The organism is Chromohalobacter sp. HP20-39, assembly GCF_033052815.1.
Lineage (GTDB): Bacteria > Pseudomonadota > Gammaproteobacteria > Pseudomonadales > Halomonadaceae > Chromohalobacter.
Genome location: NZ_JAWHTP010000004.1, coordinates 319,211 through 343,332 on the forward strand (window position 1 = coordinate 319,211; position 24,122 = coordinate 343,332).

The window sequence follows — 24,122 nt, forward strand, 5'->3', positions numbered from 1 at the left end:
TACTGCGTTAAAAATCAGCTCGGGCGCGAGTCCGATCAAAATGCTCATTTACAACCCGTAAACTCCGCTTTTTCGCTGATTTTTGCCTTGTCTGACCCTCGCTCGTCGACTTTTCAGACAGTGCCTAGACGATATCCAGCGGCGGTTTGCGCGTCGGCGTGGAGAAGGCGGCGTCCAGCCGCGCGAGACTGGCGTCGTCCAGCGTGAGTCGCATGGCGGCGGCGTTGGCTTCGACGTGGGCGGGCTGCACGGCTTTGGGGATGGCGATGACGTCGCGTTGGCCGTTCACCGGGCGGATCGCCCATGCCAGAAGGACTTGGGCGGGGCTGACGCCGAACTCGTCGGCAATGGCGAGAACCTCGGGGTGACCGAGCTCTTGCCCGCCCTGAGCCAGCGGACAGTAGGCCATGGTCGGCAGGCCGTGTTGGCGCTGCCAGGGCAGCAGACTGTGTTCGATACCCCGCGAGCCGAGATGATAGAGCACTTGGTTGATGGCGCAGGCATCGCCACCGGGCAAGGCATGTAGGGCGTGCATGTCGTCGACGTCGAAGTTGGAGACGCCGTAGCGGCGAATCTTGCCCTGGGCTTGTAGATGCTCGAACGCTCCCAGCGTTTCCTCCAAGGGCACGTTGCCGGGCCAGTGCAGTAGATACAGGTCCAGGTAATCGGTGCCCAGGCGTTTCAGGCTGCGCTCGCAGGCGGCGACGGCGTCGTGGCGGCCAGCGTTCCACGGGTAGACCTTGGAGACCACGAAGGCCTCGTCGCGACGCCCGCGCAGGGCCTCGCCGACGATTTCCTCGGCGCCGCCGTCGGCGTACATCTCGGCGGTGTCGATCAGCGTCATGCCCAGGTCGAGACCGTATTGCAGGGCGTGGACTTCATCGCGGCGCGGAGCGCGGTTCTCGCCCATGTGCCAGCTACCCTGGCCGATGGCGGGCAACGTGACGGCAGGTTCCCGGGCGGTGGCGGCGAGGGTGACGCTAGGTGTTTCGGGGGCGTGTGTTGTGTTGGAAGAAAAGGGCGTGGCCATGTGGATGCCTCCCTAGCATGCGGGAATGGTATGGATGGATGCGGATGCATTCAGGGTGCGCCGACACGGAGAGCACGACAAGTCCGTTATACTGGCAGCCCTTTTCGTTTCAGGATCGATTCACATGTCCGAGCGTCCCTTGGATGCCGATATCATCGCCATGACCCGCGCCTGGGTGGCGAATTTCGTCGTGGCGCATGACGTTTGCCCCTTCGCTGGCCGCGAGGTGCGTCGTGACAGCCTGCGCTATGTCGTGGCGGGCGATGCCGACCCCGAACGTCTTCTGCATACCTTGATCGAGGAATGTCAGCGGCTGGACGCCGAGCCGGCGATCGAAACCACGCTGTTGATCCTGCCGGAAGGGCTGTCCGACTTCGACGACTATCTGGATCTGCTGGGCGTTGCCGAGGCTTTGCTCGAGGCGGAGGGCTACGCGGGGATCTACCAACTGGCGAGCTTTCACCCCGACTATGTTTTTGAGGGCGTCGCGGCCAACGATCCCGCCAATTACACCAATCGCTCGCCCTGGCCGATGTGGCATCTCCTGCGCGAAGCCAGTGTCGAGGCCGCTGTGGCGAATCATCCCGCTCCGGAGTCGATCCCCGAGGATAACGTCGCGGCCTTGCGTGACATGGGCAGCGCTGCACTGGCCGAGCAGTGGGCGGCGTGTCGGCGCGTGCGGGCGAGCGATTGACCCCTTGCCCCCTTGAAGTCCACGACATCACCCATATGGACTATGGTGTAGGGGCATGACGCCCACTCACGACAGGAGGCACGAATGAGTATCGAGAAAACCGGTTCCGCCCATTGGCAAGGCAGTCTCAAGCGCGGCAAGGGGACGGTCTCCACTCAGAGCGGTGCGCTCAAGGACAATCCCTATGGTTTCAATACGCGCTTCGAAGGCGAGCCGGGGACCAATCCCGAGGAATTGATCGCGGCATCCCACGCCAGCTGCTATTCGATGGCGCTGTCGATGATTCTGGGAGAAGCCGGACACGATCCCGACGATGTGCGTACCGAGGCGACCGTGACGCTGGATCAGGACGACAGCGGCTTCAAGATCACCAAGGTGCACCTCGTTACCCGTGCCAAGGTGCCGGGCATCGATCAGTCAGGCTTCGAGGAATCGGCCAACAAGGCCAAGGAAGGTTGCCCGATCTCGCGCGTGCTGAATGCCGAGATCACGCTGGATGCAACGCTCGAAAGCTGATAGCGGTATCGCTTCCGCTTCCCCGGGGCCGGCCTTGCGCCGGCCCTCTTATTATTTGCGACGGTCTTTTTATAGTAAGTACTCTCCCTTGGCGTCGTTGATACTTGACAACGTCGCCGATGCAGTCTTCCCGCGAATCTGTTAGCCTCCTATACGCTCGTCGGTCGGTACCTCCCTCCCTACTTGGGTATCGCGACGCTGGACTGATGTTCATATAACACGATCAAAGATCATTCGACGGAAGACCTCATTCATCATGACTACTTCGCAAGAGACCGATGCGGCCTCGTCGCGCCCGCTGAATCGCCGCGACGTCAAGGTGCTGTCGCTGTCCGCCTTGGGCGGCGCACTGGAGTTTTACGACTTCATCATCTTCGTGTATTTCGCCACGGTGGTGGGGCAGTTGTTCTTTCCCCCCGAGATGCCCGAATGGCTACGCCAGATCCAGACCTTCGGGATCTTCGCTGCCGGCTATCTGGCACGTCCGCTGGGTGGCATCATCATGGCGCACTTCGGCGACCTGCTGGGGCGCAAGAAGATGTTCACCCTGTCGATCTTCCTGATGGCGGTGCCGACGCTGTTGATCGGTTTGATGCCGACCTACGACACCTTGGGCTATGCGGCGCCCCTGCTGCTGGTAGCGCTGCGTATCCTTCAAGGCGCTGCGGTGGGCGGTGAAGTGCCCGGTGCCTGGGTGTTCGTCACCGAGCACGTCAAGCGGCGCCATGTGGGTTTTGCCTGCGGCACGCTGTCCGCTGGCCTGGTGTCGGGGATCCTCATCGGCTCGCTGATGTCGGCGTTCATCAAGACCACTTACAGCGATGCAGAGTTGGCCGCGTACGCCTGGCGGATTCCGTTTCTGATTGGTGGTGTGTTCGGGCTGTTGGCCGTGTACCTGCGTCGCTGGTTGCAGGAGACCCCGGTGTTCGCCGAGATGCAGGAGAAGAAGGCACTGGCCGAGGAGTTGCCGGTCAAGAGCGTCTTGCGTAATCACTTGCCGAGCGTGGTGCTTTCGATGGCCGTCACCTGGATTCTGACCGCCGCCGTCGTGGTGGTGATCCTGATGACGCCGAGCCTACTGCAAAGCCGTTACGGACTGGATGCCTCGCTGGCCAATGTCTATGCCATCCTCGGCGTGGTGGTCGGGTGCCTGGCCTCGGGCTGGAGCGCGGACCGCTTCGGCAGTGGCCCGACCATCGTGCTGTGGGGCTTGCTACTGGCTATCAGCTACTGGGTCATGATGATTACCGTCGGCACGCATCCCGAGTGGCTGACGCCGCTTTACATCGTTTGCGGTTTCGCCGTGGGTATAGTCGGCGTGGTGCCGACGATTGCCGTCAAGTCGTTCCCGGCCATGGTGCGCTTCACGGGGCTGTCGTTCTCGTACAATGTCGCCTATGCCATCTTCGGTGGCTTCACGCCCATCGTGGTGTCGGTACTGATGGCCGTGCACCCCCTGTTTCCGGCGGTCTACGTCGCCGCGCTGGGCGGGTTGGGCATCGTCATCGGGCTCTATCTGATGCGTGTGCCGAACGGTCGGCGACTGGCCGTCATGGCCTCATGAGCCGCTGAGAAGTAGTTGACGAAAGCTGTATGAAGCTCACGACGCCCCGCGATCATTGTGGGGCGTCGTCGTATAAGAGGACACGGCGCGTGCAGAGATCAACGCTTGCGCGCGGCGTCGACGAGGCCTCGAATCAGGCGCTGCTGGGGGCGATTGAAGACGAGGAATTCGGGATGCCACTGCACGCCGATCAGATAGGGGCATTCGGGTGCCTCGATGGCCTGGACCAGGCCGTCGCGGTCGCGTGCCACCACGTGAAGCGTATCGCCGAGTCGATCCACTGCCTGGTGATGGAGGCTGTTGACGCGGCAACGCGAGACGTCGAGCAGGGTATGCAAGCGGCTCCCGGTGGCGATGTCGACCTGCTTGCGAGGCAGTACGGTGCGCTGGCGGCGCACATGATCGTAGGTGGTATAGATATCGCCGATCAGGGTGCCGCCACAGTGCACGTTGATGATCTGCGCGCCTCGGCAGATGCCTAGTACGGGCAACTGCTGAGGCAGAAAGCGCTCGAGCAGCGAGAGTTCTAATTGATCCCGCGCGGGGTCGACACGCACATCGAGTCGCACCTCCCCGCCATCATAGAGCTGGGCGCCGATGTCGTCGCCACCGCCGATCATCAATCCCGTAAGCCCCTCAGGAATCTCGCGCGAGGGCGATAGCCGCACTGGTTGTCCCCCGGCACGCCATACGGCTAGTCGGTCGCATGCCCATGCCATGAAGCTCTTGTGGTCCGAGGTGGTGATGCCGATCAGTGGTCGTGAACTCATTTATCGACCCAGCGTTTCAGTTTGTCTAGCCATTGTCCCATCGTCGATTGCATATGGTGGGCGCGATACGCCTGTATCTGCGTGCGCAGGCTGTGTGGATCGGCGGCCAGGCGTTCGACCATTACCCAACGGTTCCATTCCATGACACTGCCCCATTCGAGCGTATCGAGCTGGGCATTGGGCAGACGATAATGAAAGGTGGGGCGCGGCTTGACCAGGCTTTCCTGAAGTAGAGGATGCGCGGCTTCGGGGGCTAAATGGGCGAACAGGGGACACATGTCGAGTTCACGGTTGCGAGTCGGATTGTCGCGCAGGTAATCGCTGATCAACTGCGTCGGTGTCGGCTCGTAATCGGGATCGAGCACCTTCAAGGCATAGGCCTTGGGGAAGGGGTTGGTATGCGGCAGTATCTCGCGCGTGATGTCGACCCGGATCTGATCGCGCAGCCAGGCTGCGAGGATGATATAGGCCTGCAGGTGCGCGAGGACATTCGCTGTGTCGGTCGCGGGGACTTCGGGGTTGAGATGCAGACCGAAACCATAGAAGACGCTGGCATCGGTACCTTCGGCGCCATGCCGCCGCAAGGCTTCGAAGAGCCTATCGAACGCGCCGAGTTCTGACCACGGAATCGGCGGCGAGACGATCTCGGTGGGCACCAGGCCGGCGACCATTTCGCCGAGCCACTCGCGCGAACGTTGATGAAACTCCACGCGCCATTCGCGCCCCGCTGACGGTGCCTGGCCGGGCACCATTCCATTCGCCTTCATGACGGCGTCGTCGGGGTGGACGTACTTGCTGTCCAGTTCGATGGTGAACTTGCCCCAAGGCGTGCCCTCGACGCTCATGCGGTGGGGGCTTTGCCGTATGATATCGCCACCAAAGCAGTCTGCGACCAGTCGCGCGGCGGTGTATGGCATGAGACCGGCGAATTCGATTTCCACGCCGACCCGCCGTTGGCTTCCCTCGGCGGTGTTCGGGTAGGGAGGCGGCAATGGCTGCACGGATGACTCCTCGCGGAATTCGCGGTGCCGGTGAATGAAAGGGCACATGAGTCCGATAGGTTAACATTGCCGACGGGCGAAAACGTAACCCGGCGCCCACCCGGGGCATGCGGATATTGGGGGAGCAGCGGTATCATCGTGCGCTCGAGACAGTGTTGCGCTCGAAAAACCAACGCTTCATGGCAGCGGTAATATGGCGCAAATCGTGCCTTGAGGTGATGTAGGCCGGCATGGTGTATAGCCAGCGACCGAAGGGACGCAGCCACACGCCCTGTTCCCGGGCGAAGTCGGCCACGCCCTTGAGCGCCTCGGCATCGTGGACCTCGATCACCGCAGTGGCACCCAGCACGCGCACGTCGGCGACATCCGTGTGTGCGCGCAGCGCCTCGTCGTCCACCAACTCCTCGCACAGCACGCCGTTCAGCGCCTGGATGCGGCCCAGGTAGTCGTCTTCCTCGAACACCGCCAGGCTTTCCAGCGCCACCCGACAGGCCAGTGGGTTGCCCATGAAGGTGGGGCCGTGCATGAAGGCGTGCAGCTCGCTATCGCCGATGAAAGTGTCATGCACGCGGTCGGTGGCCAGCGTCGCGGCATGCCCTAGGTAGCCCCCCGTGAGTCCCTTGGAGAGCACCATGATGTCCGGCGTCACAGCGGCGTGGTCGGCGGCGAACATGCGGCCCGTGCGCCCGAAGCCGGTGGCTACTTCGTCGAACACCAGCAGCACGTCGAACTCATCGCACAGCTTGCGAGCGCCGCGGAGGTAATGGGGCGAGGTCATGTTGAGACCGCCGGCTGCCTGCAATAGCGGTTCCATGAGCAGGGCGGCGATCTCGTGATGGTGAGCTTCGAGTACCTCGCGCAGGGCGTCGAGATCGGCCTGCACGGCATCTTCGTCGGCGTCGAACGGGGCAGTGGGCGCCGGGGCGAAGCGATGCTGCGGCAAAAAACCGGCGAACAGCGAATGCATGCCTTCTTCGGGGTCGCAGACCGCCATGCAGCCGGCGGTGTCGCCGTGGTAGGCCTTCATCAGAGACAGCATGCGATGCTTGGTCGGCTGATCCCGAAGGTGGTGGTACTGCACCGCCATTTTCATCGCCACTTCCATACCCACCGAGCCACTGTCGGAGAAAAATACGTGGTTCAGACCTTCCGGTGTGACGCGCACCAGCTCGCGGGCCAGGCGATCGGCGGGCTCGTGGGTCAATCCGCCGAGCATTACGTGGCACAGCGTGTCGGCCTGCTGCTGGATGGCCTCGACCAGCCGCGGATGACGATAGCCGTGAATCATGCACCACCAGGAACAGGTGGCGTCGAGCAGCGACTCGCCGCTTTCCAGAGTGAAACGCGGCCCCTCGCCGCCGACCACCTTGGGTGACGGCGCCTGGGTCTTGAGATGGGCATAGGGGTGCCAGACGGGTGAGGTCATCGTGGTTACTCGCATGTACGTCGTGTGTCGATGGCGTGGTTGTCCACTGACGCTGCCGGTATTCACTCGTCGCCGGGCAGTGCCAGGTGATCGGCGGCGGATGCTGCCCGCATCGCCGGGGTGTCGGCGGTCAGGCGTGGCACGATGCCGAGACAGGGCGCGTTCAGAGTGCGCTCAAGGGTCGCCAGGTTGTCGTGATAGCAGTCCGCGTCGGCGGCCGTGTTGAAGGACAGGCCGGGGTCGGTCAGATTGCCGACCCAGCCGGCCAGTGGCAGGCCGTCGGCGCGAATCGCCTCGGCCGTGAGCCGGGCGTGGTTCAGGCAGCCGAGCTTGAGCCCCACCACCAGGATCACCGGCAGCCCGAGGCGCACCGCCAGGCCGGCGAGGTCCTCGGTGTCGTTGAGCGGCACACGCCAGCCGCCTGCGCCCTCGATCAGCGTTAGCCCGCGTTTCTCGGCCAGCGGGGCGGTGGTGGCCGTGATCAGGTCGTCCAGCGTCGGGGCCTCGCCGACACGCCGTGCGGCCAGATGCGGGGCAATGGCCGGTGCATAGGCGTAGGGGTTGATGGTGGTGTAGGCGGGGGCAGGCTCGCTCTGGGCCCGGAGGGTCAGGGCGTCGATGTTGCGCAGCCCTTGGGGCGTGCTGTCACAGCCGGAGGCCACCGGCTTGAGCCCGAGGGTTGTCCGGCCGTGGCGTTGGGCCAGCGCCAGCAGGCCGCTGGCCACCAGAGTCTTGCCGGCGTCGGTGTCGGTACCGGTAACGAAGTAAGTGGTCATTCAGCGTTCCAGATCGAGGGTCAGCAGGTAATAGGAAACGGGCAATCCGGCATCCGTGCGCAGGTCCTCGTAGCGACGAGTGGCACGTGCCATGTCGGCGCGGGAAAGCCGCGCCCCGACGCGCGCCACCTGGGCGCCGATGCCCTTGATGGACGCCATCACGGCCGACAGGTCGGGATAGTGGAAGCGCTCGGTGTGCGCCGAGATCTCGACGCGCCGAAAGCCGGCCCGATGAGCGGACCGGCGATGGTGAGCGGCATCGCGGAACTCGAGCAGGGCGGTGGGACGCCCCCAGGCCTGACTTATCTCATTGAGGGTGCCTGGGCCCAGGGTGTTGATCAGCGCGCGTTCGCCGGGGCGCAATACCCGGTGAATCTCGCCGAATACCGCGTCGAGATCCGGGCACCATTGGATGGCCAGGTTGGAGACCACCAGGTCGAAGCGTGCGCTCGGCAGCGGTAGGTCGGCGGCATCGGCACATAGCCAGATAGCGGACGCTCCATGGCGCTTGCGGGCCTCGGCGAGCATGCCCGGGGCCAGGTCGAGGCCGCTCACCGTGCAGTCTTCACCATAGTATTGGGCCAGTTCGGCGGTGAGGTCGCCGGGACCGCAGCCCAGATCCAGGACGCTGTCGGCATGCCTCGGCAGCCGTTCGAGCAGCCGTTCGGCCATGGCCTGCTGAGCCTTGGCGCGGTGGGCGTAATGCGGTGCGGCCCGTGAGAAGGCATGCGCGACCCGGGCGCGCCATTCGGCGGCAGCGGTATGGTCGGTCGGCTCGGTGGCGATCGAGGCAGTGTTCATGATGTCGGCTCCGGTCGCTCGGCATCGGACTGGTGCTGCGCGGCGATGTTCGTCAGCCGTGTCGCCAGGTGCTGCGGTTGGCTGAGTAACGGGCAGTGGCCTGCGTTCTCGATACGTCGATCGGCGTGGGCGAGTACGTTCGGGGCCAACAAGGGATCGCGTGTGCCGACCAGCCGATGCACCGGGCAGGAGGCGGCGGCAAGGCGTGAAGTGCTGTCGAGCGTGGCGAGCTGCTCGAGGCCCGCCGCCAAAGTGGTCGCAGACACAGGAACGGCGTCGCCTAGAATCGCACGCAGGCGGCGATGGGCGCTCCTGGGCGACGGTTCACCGCCAAGTTGCCAGCGCAGGAAGTGGCGACGGGTAGCCTCCGGCTTGCGCTGGAAGGCGTCGCGGAAGTGGGCCAAGTCGGCTTCGCTGACGCCTTGCGGATGAAGGAAACGCTCGCCGATCCCGAGCAACACCAAGGCGCGGGGCGGGGGAAGATGCTCGAGCAGGGCGCCGGCCAGCAGCCCGCCGAGCGACCAGCCGACCCAGACGGCGTCGGCCGGCAGGTTGTCGGCCATGGCGTCGGCCAACTCGTTCAGCGACGTCGGATCTGCGAGCGGCAAGCGACCGGCATAGCCGGGCCAGTCCGGTGCCTTGACCTCGAGATCATCTGGCCAATAGGGGGCGAGGGGGCGCCAGATTCGGGCGTCGCAGCCCCAACCGCTGAGCAATATCAACTGCGTCATGAGGCGTCCTCGCGTCGACAGGCATCCAGAGCGCCGAGCAAGGCGTCGAGAGCCGTTGCGTCATGGGCGGCGCTCAAGGTGATCCGCAGGCGTGCCTGGCCGCGCGACACGGTGGGCGGGCGGATGGCACCAACGCGAAACCCGGCTCGGGCCAGGCGTTCGGCCCAGCGCATGACGCGCGCGTTGTCACCCAGCACGATGGGCTGGATGGGCGTGCGGGAGTCGGTCAGCGGCAAGCCGAGTGAGGCGGCCTCGCGGCGGAAGTCGGCGATATGGCGATGGAGGCGGTCGCGACGTTCGGGCTCTTGCTCAAGGATGTCCAAGGCAGTCAGGGTGGCCGCTGCCAAGCCGGGCGGTTGGGCCGTGGTGTAGATGTAGGGGCGGGCGAACTGGATCAGATGGTCGATCAGGGCGGCATCGCCCGCCACGAAGGCCCCGGCACTGCCCAGTGCCTTGCCCAGGGTGCCGACCAGGATCGGCACGTCGTCGACGCCATGGGCGCATCCCACGCAACCGTCGCCATGTTCACCGAGCACGCCGAGGCCATGGGCGTCATCGATCATCAGCCAGGCGCCTTGTCGCTGGCAGGTGTCGGCGAGGCCGGCGATGTCGGCCGTGTCGCCATCCATGCTGAAGACGCCATCGCTGACGACCAGCGCCGGCGCATCCTGGGGCGTGCGCTCCAGCAAGCGCTCGAGATCGGCGAGATCGCGATGGTGGAAGCGCCGCGAGGGTGCCTCGGCCAGGCGGGCACCATCGAGCAACGAGGCGTGATTGAGACGATCCTGGAACACCCTGGTGTGACGGTCGCACAGAGCCTGCAACACGCCGAGGTTGGCCATGTAGCCGGTGGAGAACAGCAGGGCGCGAGGGCGTCCGGTCAACGCGGCCAGACGTTGTTCGAGTCGTTCGTGGACTTCGTGATGCCCGGTGACCAAATGCGAGGCCTTGGCGCCGGCGCCGAAGCGTTTCGCACCCTCGGCCTGAGCCTCGGCCAGACGCGGGTCGCCGGCCAGGCCGAGATAATCGTTGCCGGCGAAGTCGATCAGGGGGTCGGCTTCGTCCAGAGTGGGTCGTTGGCGCCAGCCGCCTTCCGCACGGCGTTGCGTGGCGGCGCTAGCCAGTCGCTTCGACCAGAGGTCCGCGCGTGACATCATGGCTCAGGCCCGGGCGGCATCGTAGAAAAGAGCGTCGTCTCGCTGGCGCTGGGTGGCACGGCTCAGAACGGTTTCGATTTGTTCATCGTCGCTGCGGACCTCGTGCGCGCTTGTTTCGACATGCTCGGGATGCAAGCCGAGCTTGTCGAACAGTGCCCGGTCGCGTTCCACCTGAGGGTTGCCGGTGGTCAGCAGGGTGTCGCCGTAGAAAATGGAGTTGGCACCGGCGAGGAACGCCATGGCCTGAGTCGATTCGTCCATTTGCTCGCGGCCGGCGGACAGCCGCACGTGGCTCGTCGGCATCAGAATGCGCGCCACGGCGATGGCGCGGATGAACTCGAGCGGGTCCAGGTCTTCGACATTCTCCATGGGCGTTCCCGGTACTTTGACCAGCATGTTGATCGGTACCGACTCGGGATGCGGCTCCAGGCGCGCCAGTTGTTGCAGCAGGGCCGCGCGGTCGCGTGGTGCCTCGCCCATGCCGAGAATCCCGCCCGAACAGACCTTCATGCCGGCATCACGGACGTTGGACAGGGTATCCAGGCGGTCGGCGTAGGAGCGGGTGGTGATGATCTCGCCGTAGTATTCCGGCGAGGTATCCAGGTTGTGGTTGTAGTAGTCCAGACCCGCCTCGGCCAACCGGCTCGCCTGATGGGCGTCGACCATGCCCAGGGTCATGCAGGTTTCCAAGCCCAGTTCCTTGACCCGGCCGACCATCTCCATCACCACCCGCAGGTCCTTCTCCCGTGGGCTGCGCCAGGCGGCGCCCATGCAGAAGCGGCTGGCCCCGGCATCCTTGGCCGCCTTGGCTTGCTCCACCACCTTCTCGATCTCGAGCAGCTTTTCCTTGCCGAGCCCGGTGTTGTAGTGGCCGGATTGCGGGCAGTACTTGCAGTCCTCGGGGCAGGCGCCGGTCTTGATCGACAGCAGGGTCGAGACCTGTACGGCATTGGGATCGAAATGCTCCCGGTGCACCTGCTGGGCACGGAACAGCAGGTCGTTGAAAGGCAGCGCGAATAGCGCTTCGATCTCTTCCAAGGACCAGTCGTATCGAATGGCCGTCCGGGGAGTCGCGGAGGGATCGGCCCAAGCGTTGTCGTGTGACTGGGCAGGCATAATATTCTCGCTCTCTGTAAACTTGATTCGTATTAAAAGTTAACCGTGAGGGTACGAGGATGCGCCTATGTGTCAACCTTTTAATAATATAAAGTTAACTGTGGCGGCGCCCACGTTTTCTTGATGGCGGTAGTGTCCAGACGCGTCGGCTTCCTGCACCCGCCGGGGCTCGGGGCCGTCCATACGATGGTGTAAGATACGGCTGGACGTTACCTCGACCGCCGGGAGCATCCATGTTCAGCGTCATACACGCCAATCATCTCGAGGACCTGGGAACCCTGGCGCTCGATGTCATTCGGCGCCATCGCCAACCGCCACTGGTGCCGGAAACCTTCCTCGTGCAATCCAACGGCATGGCGCAGTGGTTGCGTCTGACGCTGGCGGAAGCCGATGGCATCGCCGCCTCGGTGGATTTTCCGCTGCCTTCGAGCTTCGTGTGGCGCGCCTATCGCGCGGTGCTCGGCGATGACATTCCCGAGCAATCGCCATTCGACAAGACGCCCTTGGCCTGGCGTTTGATGCACCTGCTGGAGCGCTGCCTCGATCCGCAGGCCGCGCCCGACGATCCGAGCTGTTACGCGCCACTTCGCGATTACTTGCAGAGCGAGGCGCTGGAGGCCAGCCCCATGCCGGGCGCCGCGCATGAGGCGCGCGAGCGTCGCCGTTGGCATCTGGCGGTGCGCCTCGCCGATCTCTTCGATCAATACCTGATCTACCGGCCCGAATGGATCGAAGCTTGGGAGCGCGGCGAGACCGCGCCTCTGGAATTGCCCGACGACCAGCGATGGCAGCCGGCTCTGTGGCGGGCGCTGATCGAAGATGCTCCGGCGCAGGCGCGCGAGCACCATCGCGCGCGTCTGCACCGGCGTTTTCTCGACGCCGCCCGGCAGCTTCGCGAGCGCCCCCGCGATATGCCGCCACGGCTGTTCGTGTTCGGCATCTCGGCGTTGCCGGCGCAGACGTTGGAGGCCTTGCACGCGCTTTCCGGCGTGGTCGATGTGTTTTTGATGATCGCCAACCCGTGTCGCCACTACTGGGGCGATATCGTTTCCGACCGCGATGCCATCAAGCGCGCCGGGCGGTTATCGGCCCAGGCACGCCACGAACAGGAAACGCGCCACCCCGAGGCGCCGTGGTTGGCCGAACTCGACGAGGAGGCCCTGCACCTGCACGCCAATCCGCTGCTGGCGGGGTGGGGCACCCAGGGTCGCGATTTCATCGTCGGCCTGTACGAATTCGAGAGCGCGCGCGGCTTCGACCTGGAAACCGATGTCTTTCGTGACATGGCGCCCGCGCAGTCGCCGACGCTGTTGCAGCAGTTGCAGCAGGACGTGCTCGAGCTGGCGCACCCTGGCGAGCGCGCCCGACAGGAAGGCGCGCCGAGAACGATCGCCGCGGACGACGACTCCCTGGCCCTGGTCAGCGCTCACTCACCGCTGCGCGAGGTGGAAATCCTCCACGACCGTTTGTTGGCGGCCTTCGAGGACGCCGAGGCGGCGGGCGAGCCGCTGCGGCCTCGCGACATCGTGGTCATGGTGCCGGAGATCGACCGCTACGCGCCCTGCATCGAGGCGGTCTTCGGTCAGTTGCCGCCGTCGCATCCCCGGCATATTCCCTTCACCATCGCCGACCAGGTGGCCAGCGAGGCGCACCCGCTGATGGTGCTGGCCTTGCTGTTGCTCGACTTGCCCGAGCGGCGTCTGACGGTCAGCGAGGTGCTCGATGCGCTGGAAGTGCCCGCCTTTCGAGCCCGCTTCGCCATCGACGAGGCCGAGCTCGAACGGCTGCGCCAGTGGCTGGCCGGCAGCGGTGTGCGCTGGGGGCTGAGTGCCGAGCATCGCCATTCGCTGGGATTCCCCGCGCTGGGCGAGAACAGCTGGCGCTTCGGGCTGTCGCGCATGCTGCTCGGCTATGCCGTGGGTGAACCGGCTTCGACCGGCGCTCAGGGCGAAAGTGATGACTCACTGGGGCGCCCGCCACGCTGGGACTTCCAGGGCATCGTGCCGTATGCCGAGGTGGGCGGCCTCGAGGCCGATCTCGCCGGGCGTGTGGCGGCGTTGCTCGACACTCTGGAAACGCAGTGTGCGGCGTTGAGCGAGCGGCTGTCCCCCGAGGCATGGCTGGGGCGTCTGCAAGCCTTGTTCTCCGCCTGCGTGAGCCCTACCACGGCAGAAGAGCACGATGTCGTGGCGCGTCTCGACGCGGCGCTGGGGCGCTGGTCGCAGCAATGTCGGCAGGCCGGCTTCGAGGCCCCGGTGGGGCTCGGCGTGGTGCGCGATGCACTGCGTGCCGAACTCGACGAGGGCGGTCTCGCGCAGCGCTTTCTGGCCGGCAAGGTCAACTTCGCGACACTGATGCCGATGCGCGCGATTCCCTTTCGTCATGTCTATCTGCTGGGCATGAACGACGGCGACTACCCCCGCGTGCGCCAGCCCCAGGATTTCGATCTGATGGCGACGCGGCCGCGCCCCGGTGATCGTTCGCGTCGCGACGACGACCGTTATCTGATGCTCGAGGCCATGCTTTCGGCGCGCGAACGCCTGACGCTTTCCTGGGTGGGGCGCGACGTGCGCGACAATACCCCGCGCCCGCCGTCGGTGTTGCTCGGCGAGTTGCTCGATACCCTCGAGCAGGGCTGGGACGTGCCGGAGAGCGATGCCGCCGACCGCGCCACCCGGCTGGCGCAGCGTCTGATCGAGACACATCCGCTGCAGCCATTCTCGCGGCGCTACTTCGAGCGCGACGACCCGCGCTTCACCTATGAGTCGAGCTGGGAGGCGCTGTATAGGCCACCCGAGCGCGACGAATCCGTACTGCCACATGCTGCCACGGCGGTCGAATTGCCCAGCGAACCGCTCGGGTTGGGCGATCTACAACGCGTGCTGCGTCGCCCCTGGACGGTTTATCTCGGACGCCTGGGCGTGCATTTCGCCGACGCCCATGTGCCCGACGAGGACAACGAGCCGTTCGCGCCGGACGGCTTGGAAGACCACGGCCTCAAGCGCGAGCTGCTCGAGGGCGCCCGGGATGGTGTGCCGCTTACCGCGGTCGCCGAGCGGCTGCGCATGGCTGGGCGCTTGCCCACGGCCGGTTTCGGCGAGGCCTTGATCGAACCGCGGCTGGCGCGCCTGTCGCGTCAGGTGGAAAGCTGGCGCCGCGAGGTGGCCGAGTGCGTCGCGTCGACGCCGCCGCTGGTGCGTTATGTCGCTGTCCATGAAGCACTGGACGACAAAGCACTCACTCTGGAGGCGCGTCTGGACGGGCTTTTCGCCGCCCCCGAAGAGGCCTTGGCACCTTGGCGGCTGGTGACGCTGGAGCCAGGACACTACGGGCATCTGAAGGTCGAGGGTGAAGGCCCTTATCGTCACGTCGGCAAGTTGCATCGGTTGTATGCTGGTTATCTGCGCTGGCTGCTCGCCAATGCCACGTTGGAGGCGTCGTGCGCCTGGACGGCGATCTTCGAGGATCGCTGCCTGAGCCTTCCGGGTCTGGACAAGGCCAGCGCCGCAGGCGAGCTCGATGGCCTGCTGGCGGCCTGGGCGCGTGCCTATCGAGCACCGTGGCCGGCCATCGACGAGATTGCCAAGGAGGTCTGGAAGCGCTTGCCGCGTGCCGACTGGGTGCCGTTGGCAGCCGGGGAGGCGCCGGATGCCGGCGTGCGCGAGGCGCTCATCGCGCGCTACGAGACCGATGCCTTCGCCGGGCCGGCGGCGCTGCGCGCGAGTGACGGCGCACTGGGGCAACTGTGGCCCGATTTCGCCACCTTCGAGGCAGCGGGCGGCATCGCCGCCTCGCTCATCCAATATGCGCCGCTGATGGACATGCTGGCGCGAATCACCCAGCGGGTACACGGAGGTCGTTCATGACGTCGTCCCGCCATGCCACGCCGCCGGCCGTTCAGCCCTTGGTGCTCGAGACCCTGCCACTGACCGGCTACCACCTGATCGAGGCTAGTGCGGGTACCGGCAAGACCTTCACCCTGGCGGCGCTTTATGTGCGTCTGGTGCTCGGCCCGTTGCCCGGTCGCGAAGAGCACGATTTCCCGCGTCCGCTGTTGCCGCCGGAAATTCTCGTGGTGACCTTTACCGAAGCCGCCACCGCTGAGCTGCGCGGGCGCATTCGTGCGCGTCTCAAGGAGGCCCGTGACTGGTTGCTGGCACCGCAAGAAACGCGTGACGACAAGGTCCTCGCAGCGCTGTTGGGGCCCTTGGTCAAGGCCGGTGACGACGCCCTGGCCGGTGCCGCCAAGCGCCTCGACCAGGCCGCGCGCCTGATGGACGAGGCGGCGATCTTTACCATCCATGGCTTCTGCCAGCGCATGCTGACGCGCCACGCCTTCGATGCCGGCGCGCGTTTCGGTGCCGAGTTGCTGCAGGACGGCTCGGCCTTGTTGACGCGGGTCGTGGAGGACTATTGGCGTTGCCATTTCTATCCCCTCGCGGCGCACTGGCAGCGCGAAATCCGTCGCCGCTGGGAAGGGCCGGAGGCGCTGAGCCGTGCCTTGACGCCGTTGCTCAAGGAAGGCCGGGCGCAGCCGCTGTGGTGGGACGGCGAGTATATCCAGGCGCCCGCGTCGTTGAACGCATTGCTGGAGAGTGCCGAGCGCTCGCTGGCCGCTCGCAGTGAACTGGAAGCCCGGCTGCGCCAAGCGTGGGATCGCGAGGCCATCGCGGCCTGCCTGCAGGACGCCTTCGAGCGCGGCGCCCTCAACAAGCGCAGTTACAAGCCGGAAGAGCTCGAGACACGCCTGGCGGCCTTCGAGCAGTGGCTGACGACCCTCGAAGCGGGTGGCGATGACGACACGACCGACAGCCAGGGCCGCTTCTGGCTGAGCCAGGCCAAACTCGAAGGGGCCACCAAGAAGGGCCACGAGGTGCCGACGCATGCGTTTTTCGCGCTGCTCGATGAGCTGGCCGAGACCGCCACGCCTTTTGATCAGTTGGCGCCGCAAGTGCTGGCCCATGCCCGCGACACGGTGGCAGCAATGTTCGCCGCCGAGAAACGTCGCCAGGGCTGGTGGGAGTTCGGCGATCTGCTGTGCGACCTGGACGCCGCGCTCGACCCCGACGCGGCTCCAGAAGCCGCGCTGCGCCTCGCGGGGCGCATTCGCGGGGCACTACCGGTGGCGCTGATCGACGAGTTTCAGGACACCGATCCGCTGCAGTACCGCATCTTCTCGCGCATTTACCGGGCGCCCGAGGTGGAGGCCACGACCACCCTGCTGATGATCGGCGACCCCAAGCAGGCGATCTACGCCTTTCGTGGTGCCGATATCGACACCTATCTGGCGGCGCGGCGCGAAACCCCGAGTCGCTTCACCCTGGCGCGCAACTTTCGCTCCAGCCACGCCATGGTCGAGGCGGTCAATACGCTGTTCGCGCGCCATCCCGAACCGTTCGGCAGCGATGAGATCCCTTTCATCGAGGTCGAAGCCCAAGGCAAGTCGACACGTCTGGTGGATGCCGATGGCCACGACATGGCGGCGCTCGGCGCCTGGTGGCCGGGTGAGGAACGCCACAGCAAGGCGGATTACCAGACGCGCATGGCAAGCGCCGCGCGTGCCGAGATCCAGCGGATGCTCGAGGGTGGTGCTTATTTTTTAGATAACAGCTCCGACGCTGCCAGCGGCGCCCGGCGTCCGGTGCGGCCCGCGGACATTGCGATTCTGGTGCGCAAGGGCGCCGAGGCATTGGCGGTGCGCCGGGCGCTGGCCGAGGGCGGCATTCGTAGCGTCTATCTCAGTGAGCGCACCAGCGTCTTCGATACCCCGCTGGCCTTCGAGCTGTTGCAGTTGTTCGAGGCGGTGGCGCAGCCGCGCCAGGACGCTCGCCTCAAGGCGGCGCTGGCGACGCGCCTATTGTGCGATACCCCGGCGACGCTGGAAACGTTGCTCGCCGATGAATTGGCCTGGGAGCGCGAAGTCGAGCGTTTCGCCGACTATCATCGCCAGTGGCAGCGGCGCGGTGTGCTGCCCATGCTGCGCGCGGTGATGCGCGACTTCCGGGTCGCCGAACGCTTGGGACAGCGCGACGACGGTGAGCGTGCGTTGACCGACCTGTTGCATCTGGGAGAGCTGGCGCAAACGGTGTCGGCCCGGCTTGATGGTGAGCATGCGCTGTTGCGCTGGTGGCATCGCGCGCTCCTCGAAGGGGCGGCCGAGCTCGATGCCGAAGCCGTCAGCCAGCGGCTGGAAAGCGACGAGGATCTGGTCAAGGTCATCACCATCCACAAGGCCAAGGGCCTCGAGTATCCCATCGTGTTGTTGCCGTTCGTCTGCGATTACCGGCCGGCGACGCCGGATCGCGGCACCGGCTTGCTCGAATGGCGCGATCCGCAAGAGGGCCGGGTCTGGGTGCATGGTGCCGATGACACGCAACTGGCCGCCGCCGAGCAGGCGCGGCTGGACGAAGACGTGCGGCTGCTCTATGTCGCGCTGACGCGGGCCGCGCATGCCTGCCGGCTGGGCGTCGCGCAACTGGGGCGTGGGCGCGGGGCGTCGAGCTGCCTGCACGAGACGGCGCTGGGCCGATTGCTGGGCTGCCAGGCCGATGACGACGGCCATGCTCTGCGCGAACGCTTGGCGGCGGCGCTGAACGTCGAGGCGCTGCCCGAGCCGCCTGACCATCGCCTGCGCCTCGGTGGAACATCCCCGGAAATGGCGCCGGCGCGGCGTTTCACGGGGGGCATCGACGATGACTGGTGGATCGCCTCGTACTCGGCGTTGATCGTCGACGCGCGTCTCGAAACTGGCGGGAGCGCACAGGCGCTGCCCTGGGACGCTCCGGCGACGCTGGATGTCGAGGTTAGCCGCGAGCGCGATCCGGTGCCGCGTCCCGCCGCACGCACGTTGCGTGATTTCCCGCGTGGCCCGCGCCCGGGGACCTTTCTGCATGGCCTGCTGGAAGCGGTGGACTTCGACCGCCTGAGTGAACCGGCTTATCGCGACGAATTGCAGCGCCTGGTCAGTACGCGCCTGCACCTTGGCGGCTTCGACGCCGAGTGGGCGCCGGTGTTGCTCGATTGGTTGTGCCAGGCGCTGCCGGCACCGTTCGCCGGCCACCAGGGCGCGGCGATCCGTCTCGATGGCCTGGCCGCCTGGCGTGCCGAGCTGGAGTTCTGGCTGCCCGCCGAGGATGCCTGGAGTACGCCGCTCGATGCGCTGGTCTGTGCGCTGGAGCCCTTGCCGACGCCGCGCCCCCGGCTGGCGCCGCGCAAGCTCAACGGCATGCTCAAGGGCTTCATCGATCTAGTGTTCGAGGCCGAGGACGGTCGCTGGTACGTCCTCGACTGGAAGTCCAACCATCTGGGTGACGCTCTGGACGACTATCACCACGAGGCGCTGGCCGAGGCCATGGTCGCGCATCGCTACGACCTGCAGTACGTGTTGTACGTGCTGGCATTGCACCGCCTGCTGAAGGCGCGTCTCGAGGATTACGATTACGATACCCACATGGGTGGGGCCTGTTACGTGTTCCTGCGCGGCTTCGATGGCACGCCGGGTCATGGCGTCTTCCAGCGGCGCCCCGAACGGCGCTTGATCGAGGCCCTGGATGCCTGGCTCGCCGGCGACGCGGCGCCCGTCGAGACGCTGCGCCGGGAACATGGCGTCGCCGCGCCTGAGACTGCCCCGGGAGAGAATGCATGAGCGACGCGCAATATTCCTTGACCCTGGAGGCGACCCCGCCTTCGCGCGCGAGATTGTTCGAGAGCCTGACGTGGTGGGAGGCGCTGGGCTGGTTGCGCGCGCTGGATGCCCATTTCGTGCGCTTTCTCGCCGAACACGACGCCCAGGCACCGGCCGAAGTGCTGTTGGCGGCGGCGCTCGCCAGCCATCAATTGGGGCGTGGCCATGTCTGCCTGGCGCTGTCGCGTGCCTTGGCGGCGCCGCGTGACGTGCTTTCGCTGCCGCCGCTGGAAGAAAGCGCGCCGCAGGCCGAGGTGCCGCTTCCCGAGGAGTTCCTGCAGGGGCTGGATAGTGCCGCCTGGGCTGCGCGATTGGCCGCGTCGCCGCTGGTGGCGCCGCCCGGGCCGGGTACCACGCCGCTGGTGCTGGCGGGCGAGCGCTTGTATCTACGCCGCTACTGGTCTGCCGAGCGGGCGGTGGCGACGCATCTCGGCGAGCGCCTGGGGCGGCCCTTGCCGGTGGAGGCGTCGCTGGCCGAGCCCCTGGCGCGGCTGTTTGCCGCGAACGCCGCGCCAGACGACACGCCGGATTGGCAGAAGGTGGCCTGCACGCTGGCGTTACGCAACCGGCTGACGATCATTTCCGGCGGCCCCGGCACCGGCAAGACCACGACCGTGACGCGGCTGCTGGCATTGCTTCAGACGCAGGCGCTGTCGTCGGCGGAGGCGAGCCACGGCCTGCGTATCCAACTGGCTGCACCCACCGGCAAGGCGGCGGCGCGTTTGTCCGAGTCGATTGCCGGCGCGGTGAAGGATCTCGACGTCGGCGATGACGTCAAGGCGGCCTTGCCACGCGAGGCGTTGACGCTGCACCGCCTGCTCGGCGCGCGTCCGGATACGCGGCGCTTTCGCCATCACGCCGGGCATCCGCTGAGTCTCGACCTGCTGGTGGTGGACGAAGCCTCGATGGTGGATCTGGAACTGATGGCCGCGCTGCTCGACGCCATGCCGGCCGAGGCGCGCCTGATTCTGCTCGGCGACAAGGATCAGCTCGCCTCGGTGGAAGCCGGCTCGGTGCTTGGCGATCTCTGCGCCAATGCCCTGGATCAGGGCTATTCGCCTCATGCCTGTGACGTTCTCGAGCGGCTGGCGGGGATCTCGATGACACCCGATGCCGCGTGCTCGCCGCTGGCCGATCACGTGATTATGCTGCGCAAGAGCTACCGCTTCGATGCGCATAGCGGCATCGGCGCCCTGGCGGCGGCGACCAATGCCGGCGACGTCGTGGCGTTTCGCCGCGCGTGGGACGCGGGTTATACGGATATCAACTGGCTGGCGACGGCGCACGGTCAGGTGGCCGTCGAGCGCGCGGCGTTGGCCGGCTATCGCGATCTCTACCGGCGCATCGCGGCAGGCGCCACGGCGGCGGAGGCGCTGGAGCGGCTGGGAGATTTCCAGGTGTTGTGTGCGCTCAAGCGTGGCCCCTGGGGCGTTGAAGGACTCAATGCACGTATCGCCGCACGCCTGTGGCGTGAGGGATTCATCGACGACCATCAGGGCTGGTACGCCGGGCGCCCGGTGATGGTGACGCGCAATGACCCGCAACTGGGGCTCTATAACGGTGACATCGGTATCGTCTTGCCCGACCCCGCGGCGCAGCAGCGTCTGCGGGTGTTCTTCGCGACCGCGGATGACGCGCGGGCGGTGTTGCCTTCGCGTCTCGAGGCCTGCGAGACGGTGTTCGCGATGACGGTACACAAATCGCAGGGCTCCGAGTTCGCCCATGTGTTGTTCGTGTTGCCCGAGCACGCCAACCCGATTCTGACCCGCGAGTTGGTGTATACCGGCATTACCCGCGCCAAGCGCCAATTGACGCTGGCCGGCGGCGACGCGCGGGTCCTGGACAGCGCCTTGCACCGACGCGTGGTACGTGACAGTGGCTTCGCCGACTGGGTGGCAGCGCTGGAACAGGAGGAGACATCATGAGCGCTTCATCGCCTGAACATGCCGCGATCGGTGGCGTCGACTGGGCGTCGCTGAGCAGCCCCGAGCTGGCCCGGCGCGTTGGCCCGGAGAGCGTGGCGTTGTTGCCGCTGGGGGCCATCGAACAGCATGGCGCGCACCTGCCGCTTTCCACCGACGTGGACATCGCCGAGGGCCTGGTCGCGGCGATGCGCGAACGTGTCGCGGCGTCGCGAGATTTGCTGATACTGCCCACCCTGGCGGTGGGGTCGAGCCTCGAGCATGGTGACTTCGCAGGCACCTTGAGTCTGACGCCGGAGACGGCCATCGCGCATCTGGTGGATATCGGCGCCAGCGTGGCGCGTGCGGGGATCCGTCGCCTGGTGCTGTTCAATAGCCATGGCGGCAACAAGGCGGTGGTCGATCTGGCGGCACTCAAGTTGCGCGAGCGCCATGGCTTGCTGGTGGTCAAGGCGAATTACTTTCGCTTCACGCCGCCCGAAGACGCGCTGCCCGCCGAGGAGTTGCGCCACGGGCTGCATGGCGGAGCGCTGGAAACCGCGATGATGATGCATCTGGCGCCGCACAAGGTGCGTCAGGCCGAGCTCGGCGAGGCAGTCTCGCTAGGGGCTCACCAGGAAGGCGCGGGGCGCACGCTGTTGCCCGAGGGCGATGCCGGTTTCGCCTGGATGGCGCAGGATCTGCATCCCAGCGGCGTGGTGGGCAACGCGACCCTGGCCACGCCGGCCTTGGGGGAACGGTTGGTCGCTCATTTCGCCGCGCGCCTGGCGAGCGTGATCGAGGAAGTCCACTGCTTCGATCTGACCCAACTGCGCGAACGTTCCCCGCAGTGAGAGGCGCGCCTCACGTCATTCGAGCGAGCCGGAGGTGTCGCGGCGCGGGGTGTGTCTGTCGCTGACATCGCGGCTTTCGAGTACGTCCTCTAGCCAGTGTCCGGCGCGTTCGGCCTTGGCGCTCAGGTAGCGTCGATTGTGCTCGTTGAGCTTGCCGTAGCAGGCCTCGCGTCCCACCACATCGATGCCACCGAGGCTCATGGCCGCTATCTTTTCGGGGTTGTTGGTCAACAGCGCGATACGTGTGACGGCAAGCTCGGCGAGCATCTGCAGCGCTGCCCGGTACTGCCGCTCGTCCTCGCCGAAACCCAGCACCTGATCGGCATCGACGGTATCCAGCCCGGCATCCTGCAGGCCATAGGCGCGTAGCTTGTTGGCCAGGCCGATGCCGCGTCCTTCCTGGGCGAGATACAACAAGATGCCGCCGCCACGTTCGCTAATGGCCGCCACGCTGGTGCGTAGTTGTTCGCCGCAATCGCAGCGCAGGCTGCCGAACAGATCGCCCGTCAGGCACGCCGAATGCAGACGTACCGGCACGGCGTCTGCCCAGTCGGCGGGGTCGCCGACCAGCACCGCTAGATGCTCGCGCAGGCCGTCGCTTTCACGGAACAGCACGAAACGGGTGTGTTCGGCATCGGCGAGAGGCACGTTGGCTTCGCTGATACGCTTGAGCGAGGTCGTGTCGCCTTCGCCGTAGCGTTGCACGTCGTCGAGTGCTACACCGAGCAGGGTGCCGTCGTCGATGAGCGCGGCCAGGGTCTCGCGCTGCGTCATATCGACCCGGGCGCTGAGCGCGGCGGGGACCAGCAGGCCGCGCCGCATCAAGCCCAACGCAGCCGTTTCCGCCGCCGAGGCGGGTGCGGGCGGATGGACATCCGGAGGTTCGGCGATGGCGGCCATCGCCCAGGCGACGATATCGCTGGCGCGGTGATGCGTGCCGAGTGGCAGGCTTACTGCGTCGACGTCATCGGGGGCAAGCGTCCCCAGTCGGGCGAGGCGATGTGCGGTGATCACCAGGCGGGGCGCATGGCCGGCCATATCGGCGAGCGCAGCCAGGGCGGTGTCGTCGATGCCTTCCAGTGGCTGGATCAAGACGTCGTCTTGCAGGGTGCGCAGCACGACCGGCAGGCCGCGGCGCAAGTCGAAGATCGCACGTTCTACCTGTCTCATGAGCCTCTCCTTGGTTTTTACGCGTCGTAATGCTTCGATGACGTGTCATGACACTTTCGTTGGCACACGGCACGGGAGACCGTATGAGCCCTGCGACACTCGATGTGGCGCTGGCCTGGCAAGGGATTTGCGAGGCTCGGCGCGAGGATTGGGACGCCCATGCGGCGTTGACGCTGGCGAACGGTCGGCTGCGAATCTGGCGCGGCGGCGCCTGGCAGGCCGAGGGCCCGGTCACGGCGGAGGCGACGGCACTGCTCGATAGTCTGCTGCCGAGCAGCGCCACGCCCGGGCATTTCGTCATCGCGCAACTCGGCCAGAGCCTCGATGGACGTATCGCTACGATCACTGGCGCCTCGCACTACGTCACCGGCGAGGCCAGCCGCGTGCATCTTCATCGCCTGCGTGCGCTGGTCGATGCCGTGGTGATCGGGGCGGGTACGGCCTGTGCCGACGATCCGCAACTCACCGTGCGGCATGTGACGGGGAACAACCCGGTACGCGTGATTCTCGACCCCAACGGGCGCGTTCCCGCGACCAGCGGTGTACTCCAGCGTAGTGACGCTCCCACGTTGCATATCACCCGGCACCCGTTGCCGCGCGATACCCTGGGCACGCATGTCGAGTCGCTGGTGCCCGAGAGTGCAGCCGACCTGACGCCCTCGGCGTTGCTCGATACCCTGGCGGCACGCGGTCTTCACCGGGTACTCATCGAGGGTGGCGGACAGACCGTGTCGCGGTTCCTGGCGGATGGTCAGCTTGATCGCCTGCATGTGGTCGTGGCGCCGTTGTTGATCGGTTCGGGGCGCCCGGCGGTGAGCCTGGCCGAGATCGAGACCCTCGACGCCGCTCTGCGTCCGCCGTGTCGCACGTTCGCGATGGGCGACGACACGCTGTTCGATCTGACGCTGCGCCCCGGTCACGTGGGGTAATA

Annotated in this window: 18 protein-coding genes; 8 read left to right on the top strand and 10 right to left on the bottom strand. The window is 66.2% G+C overall.

The window, feature by feature from the left end; translation table 11 throughout:
• Positions 1-124: 124 nt before the first annotated feature.
• Positions 125-1,030: an aldo/keto reductase gene (locus RVY79_RS10930; RefSeq protein ID WP_317464166.1), complete on the bottom strand. Its 906-nt coding sequence runs from the start codon at positions 1,028-1,030 to the stop codon at positions 125-127.
• Positions 1,031-1,154: 124 nt separating this feature from the next.
• Here RVY79_RS10930 and RVY79_RS10935 point away from each other — a divergent pair, with 124 nt between their 5' ends.
• The 3 genes from RVY79_RS10935 (at position 1,155) to RVY79_RS10945 (ending at position 3,804) form a co-directional block, all read left to right on the top strand.
• Positions 1,155-1,724, top strand: a complete 570-nt coding sequence (locus RVY79_RS10935) for a DUF1415 domain-containing protein (protein ID WP_317464167.1) — start codon at positions 1,155-1,157, stop codon at positions 1,722-1,724.
• 84 nt (positions 1,725-1,808) lie between these two features.
• A complete protein-coding gene (locus tag RVY79_RS10940) occupies positions 1,809-2,240 on the top strand; it encodes an OsmC family protein (RefSeq protein ID WP_246896889.1) in 432 nt (143 codons plus the stop codon).
• A 256-nt stretch (positions 2,241-2,496) separates the two neighbouring features.
• Positions 2,497-3,804, top strand: a complete 1,308-nt coding sequence (locus RVY79_RS10945) for an MFS transporter (protein WP_317464168.1) — start codon at positions 2,497-2,499, stop codon at positions 3,802-3,804.
• 98 nt (positions 3,805-3,902) lie between these two features.
• On the opposite strand, the gene RVY79_RS10950 is transcribed toward RVY79_RS10945, so the two are convergent.
• From RVY79_RS10950 to bioB, 8 genes are all read right to left on the bottom strand, one after another.
• The gene (locus RVY79_RS10950) at positions 3,903-4,574 is read right to left on the bottom strand and encodes a type 1 glutamine amidotransferase (RefSeq protein ID WP_317464169.1); all 672 of its coding nucleotides are present in this window, start codon (positions 4,572-4,574) and stop codon (positions 3,903-3,905) included.
• On the bottom strand, positions 4,571-5,575 hold the full coding sequence (locus tag RVY79_RS10955; RefSeq protein WP_317464170.1) for an amidoligase family protein: 1,005 nt from the start codon (positions 5,573-5,575) through the stop codon (positions 4,571-4,573). Before RVY79_RS10955 ends, RVY79_RS10950 begins: the two co-directional genes overlap by 4 nt.
• A gap of 133 nt (positions 5,576-5,708) precedes the next feature.
• Positions 5,709-7,001 carry an adenosylmethionine--8-amino-7-oxononanoate transaminase gene (bioA, locus tag RVY79_RS10960; protein ID WP_317464171.1) on the bottom strand — a complete coding sequence of 431 codons (1,293 nt, stop codon included), beginning with the start codon at positions 6,999-7,001 and terminating at the stop codon, positions 5,709-5,711.
• Positions 7,002-7,063: 62 nt separating this feature from the next.
• Positions 7,064-7,777 carry a dethiobiotin synthase gene (gene bioD, locus RVY79_RS10965; RefSeq protein ID WP_317464172.1) on the bottom strand — a complete coding sequence of 238 codons (714 nt, stop codon included), beginning with the start codon at positions 7,775-7,777 and terminating at the stop codon, positions 7,064-7,066.
• Positions 7,778-8,578: a methyltransferase domain-containing protein gene (locus RVY79_RS10970; RefSeq protein ID WP_317464173.1), complete on the bottom strand. Its 801-nt coding sequence runs from the start codon at positions 8,576-8,578 to the stop codon at positions 7,778-7,780.
• Positions 8,575-9,309 (bottom strand): alpha/beta fold hydrolase, encoded by a 735-nt coding sequence (locus RVY79_RS10975; RefSeq protein ID WP_317464174.1) that lies wholly within the window; start codon positions 9,307-9,309, stop codon positions 8,575-8,577. The genes RVY79_RS10970 and RVY79_RS10975 overlap by 4 nt, the downstream gene beginning before the upstream one ends.
• Complete coding sequence (gene bioF / locus RVY79_RS10980) at positions 9,306-10,466, bottom strand: 8-amino-7-oxononanoate synthase (RefSeq protein ID WP_317464175.1); 1,161 nt, start codon at positions 10,464-10,466, stop codon at positions 9,306-9,308. The genes RVY79_RS10975 and bioF overlap by 4 nt, the downstream gene beginning before the upstream one ends.
• 3 nt (positions 10,467-10,469) lie before the next feature.
• Positions 10,470-11,582 (bottom strand): biotin synthase BioB, encoded by a 1,113-nt coding sequence (bioB, locus tag RVY79_RS10985; RefSeq protein WP_317464176.1) that lies wholly within the window; start codon positions 11,580-11,582, stop codon positions 10,470-10,472.
• 233 nt (positions 11,583-11,815) lie between these two features.
• Between bioB and recC the strand changes: the two genes are divergently transcribed.
• From recC to RVY79_RS11005, 4 genes are read left to right on the top strand one after another with little or no spacing between them, the layout of a single operon-like run.
• Positions 11,816-15,448 carry an exodeoxyribonuclease V subunit gamma gene (gene recC / locus RVY79_RS10990; protein WP_317464177.1) on the top strand — a complete coding sequence of 1,211 codons (3,633 nt, stop codon included), beginning with the start codon at positions 11,816-11,818 and terminating at the stop codon, positions 15,446-15,448.
• Positions 15,445-19,227 (top strand): exodeoxyribonuclease V subunit beta, encoded by a 3,783-nt coding sequence (recB, locus tag RVY79_RS10995; protein WP_317464178.1) that lies wholly within the window; start codon positions 15,445-15,447, stop codon positions 19,225-19,227. Before recC ends, recB begins: the two co-directional genes overlap by 4 nt.
• Entirely contained in the window at positions 19,224-21,191 is a 1,968-nt protein-coding gene (recD, locus tag RVY79_RS11000; protein ID WP_317464179.1) for an exodeoxyribonuclease V subunit alpha, read from the top strand. The genes recB and recD overlap by 4 nt, the downstream gene beginning before the upstream one ends.
• Positions 21,188-22,021: a creatininase family protein gene (locus tag RVY79_RS11005; RefSeq protein ID WP_317464180.1), complete on the top strand. Its 834-nt coding sequence runs from the start codon at positions 21,188-21,190 to the stop codon at positions 22,019-22,021. Before recD ends, RVY79_RS11005 begins: the two co-directional genes overlap by 4 nt.
• A 15-nt stretch (positions 22,022-22,036) precedes the next feature.
• Here RVY79_RS11005 and RVY79_RS11010 read toward each other — a convergent pair whose 3' ends face one another.
• On the bottom strand, positions 22,037-23,191 hold the full coding sequence (locus tag RVY79_RS11010; RefSeq protein WP_317464181.1) for a GTP cyclohydrolase II: 1,155 nt from the start codon (positions 23,189-23,191) through the stop codon (positions 22,037-22,039).
• Between the two features lie 83 nt (positions 23,192-23,274).
• Between RVY79_RS11010 and RVY79_RS11015 the strand changes: the two genes are divergently transcribed.
• Complete coding sequence (locus RVY79_RS11015; RefSeq protein ID WP_317464182.1) at positions 23,275-24,120, top strand: RibD family protein; 846 nt, start codon at positions 23,275-23,277, stop codon at positions 24,118-24,120.
• The last annotated feature ends 2 nt before the right edge of the window (positions 24,121-24,122 follow it).

Excerpts from the sequence above, each read along its gene's own strand:
- RVY79_RS10930 (WP_317464166.1), bottom strand. The coding sequence starts at position 1,030 with ATGGCCACGCCCTTTTCTTCCAACACAACACACGCCCCCGAAACACCT.
- RVY79_RS10970 (WP_317464173.1), bottom strand. The coding sequence starts at position 8,578 with ATGAACACTGCCTCGATCGCCACCGAGCCGACCGACCATACCGCTGCC.
- bioF (WP_317464175.1), bottom strand. The coding sequence starts at position 10,466 with ATGATGTCACGCGCGGACCTCTGGTCGAAGCGACTGGCTAGCGCCGCC.
- bioD (WP_317464172.1), bottom strand. The coding sequence starts at position 7,777 with ATGACCACTTACTTCGTTACCGGTACCGACACCGACGCCGGCAAGACT.
- RVY79_RS10945 (WP_317464168.1), top strand. The coding sequence starts at position 2,497 with ATGACTACTTCGCAAGAGACCGATGCGGCCTCGTCGCGCCCGCTGAAT.
- RVY79_RS11010 (WP_317464181.1), bottom strand. The coding sequence starts at position 23,191 with ATGAGACAGGTAGAACGTGCGATCTTCGACTTGCGCCGCGGCCTGCCG.
- recB (WP_317464178.1), top strand. The coding sequence starts at position 15,445 with ATGACGTCGTCCCGCCATGCCACGCCGCCGGCCGTTCAGCCCTTGGTG.
- bioA (WP_317464171.1), bottom strand. The coding sequence starts at position 7,001 with ATGACCTCACCCGTCTGGCACCCCTATGCCCATCTCAAGACCCAGGCG.
- RVY79_RS11015 (WP_317464182.1), top strand. The coding sequence starts at position 23,275 with ATGAGCCCTGCGACACTCGATGTGGCGCTGGCCTGGCAAGGGATTTGC.
- RVY79_RS10940 (WP_246896889.1), top strand. The coding sequence starts at position 1,809 with ATGAGTATCGAGAAAACCGGTTCCGCCCATTGGCAAGGCAGTCTCAAG.
- recD (WP_317464179.1), top strand. The coding sequence starts at position 19,224 with ATGAGCGACGCGCAATATTCCTTGACCCTGGAGGCGACCCCGCCTTCG.
- RVY79_RS10950 (WP_317464169.1), bottom strand. The coding sequence starts at position 4,574 with ATGAGTTCACGACCACTGATCGGCATCACCACCTCGGACCACAAGAGC.
- RVY79_RS11005 (WP_317464180.1), top strand. The coding sequence starts at position 21,188 with ATGAGCGCTTCATCGCCTGAACATGCCGCGATCGGTGGCGTCGACTGG.
- recC (WP_317464177.1), top strand. The coding sequence starts at position 11,816 with ATGTTCAGCGTCATACACGCCAATCATCTCGAGGACCTGGGAACCCTG.
- RVY79_RS10935 (WP_317464167.1), top strand. The coding sequence starts at position 1,155 with ATGTCCGAGCGTCCCTTGGATGCCGATATCATCGCCATGACCCGCGCC.
- RVY79_RS10975 (WP_317464174.1), bottom strand. The coding sequence starts at position 9,309 with ATGACGCAGTTGATATTGCTCAGCGGTTGGGGCTGCGACGCCCGAATC.
- bioB (WP_317464176.1), bottom strand. The coding sequence starts at position 11,582 with ATGCCTGCCCAGTCACACGACAACGCTTGGGCCGATCCCTCCGCGACT.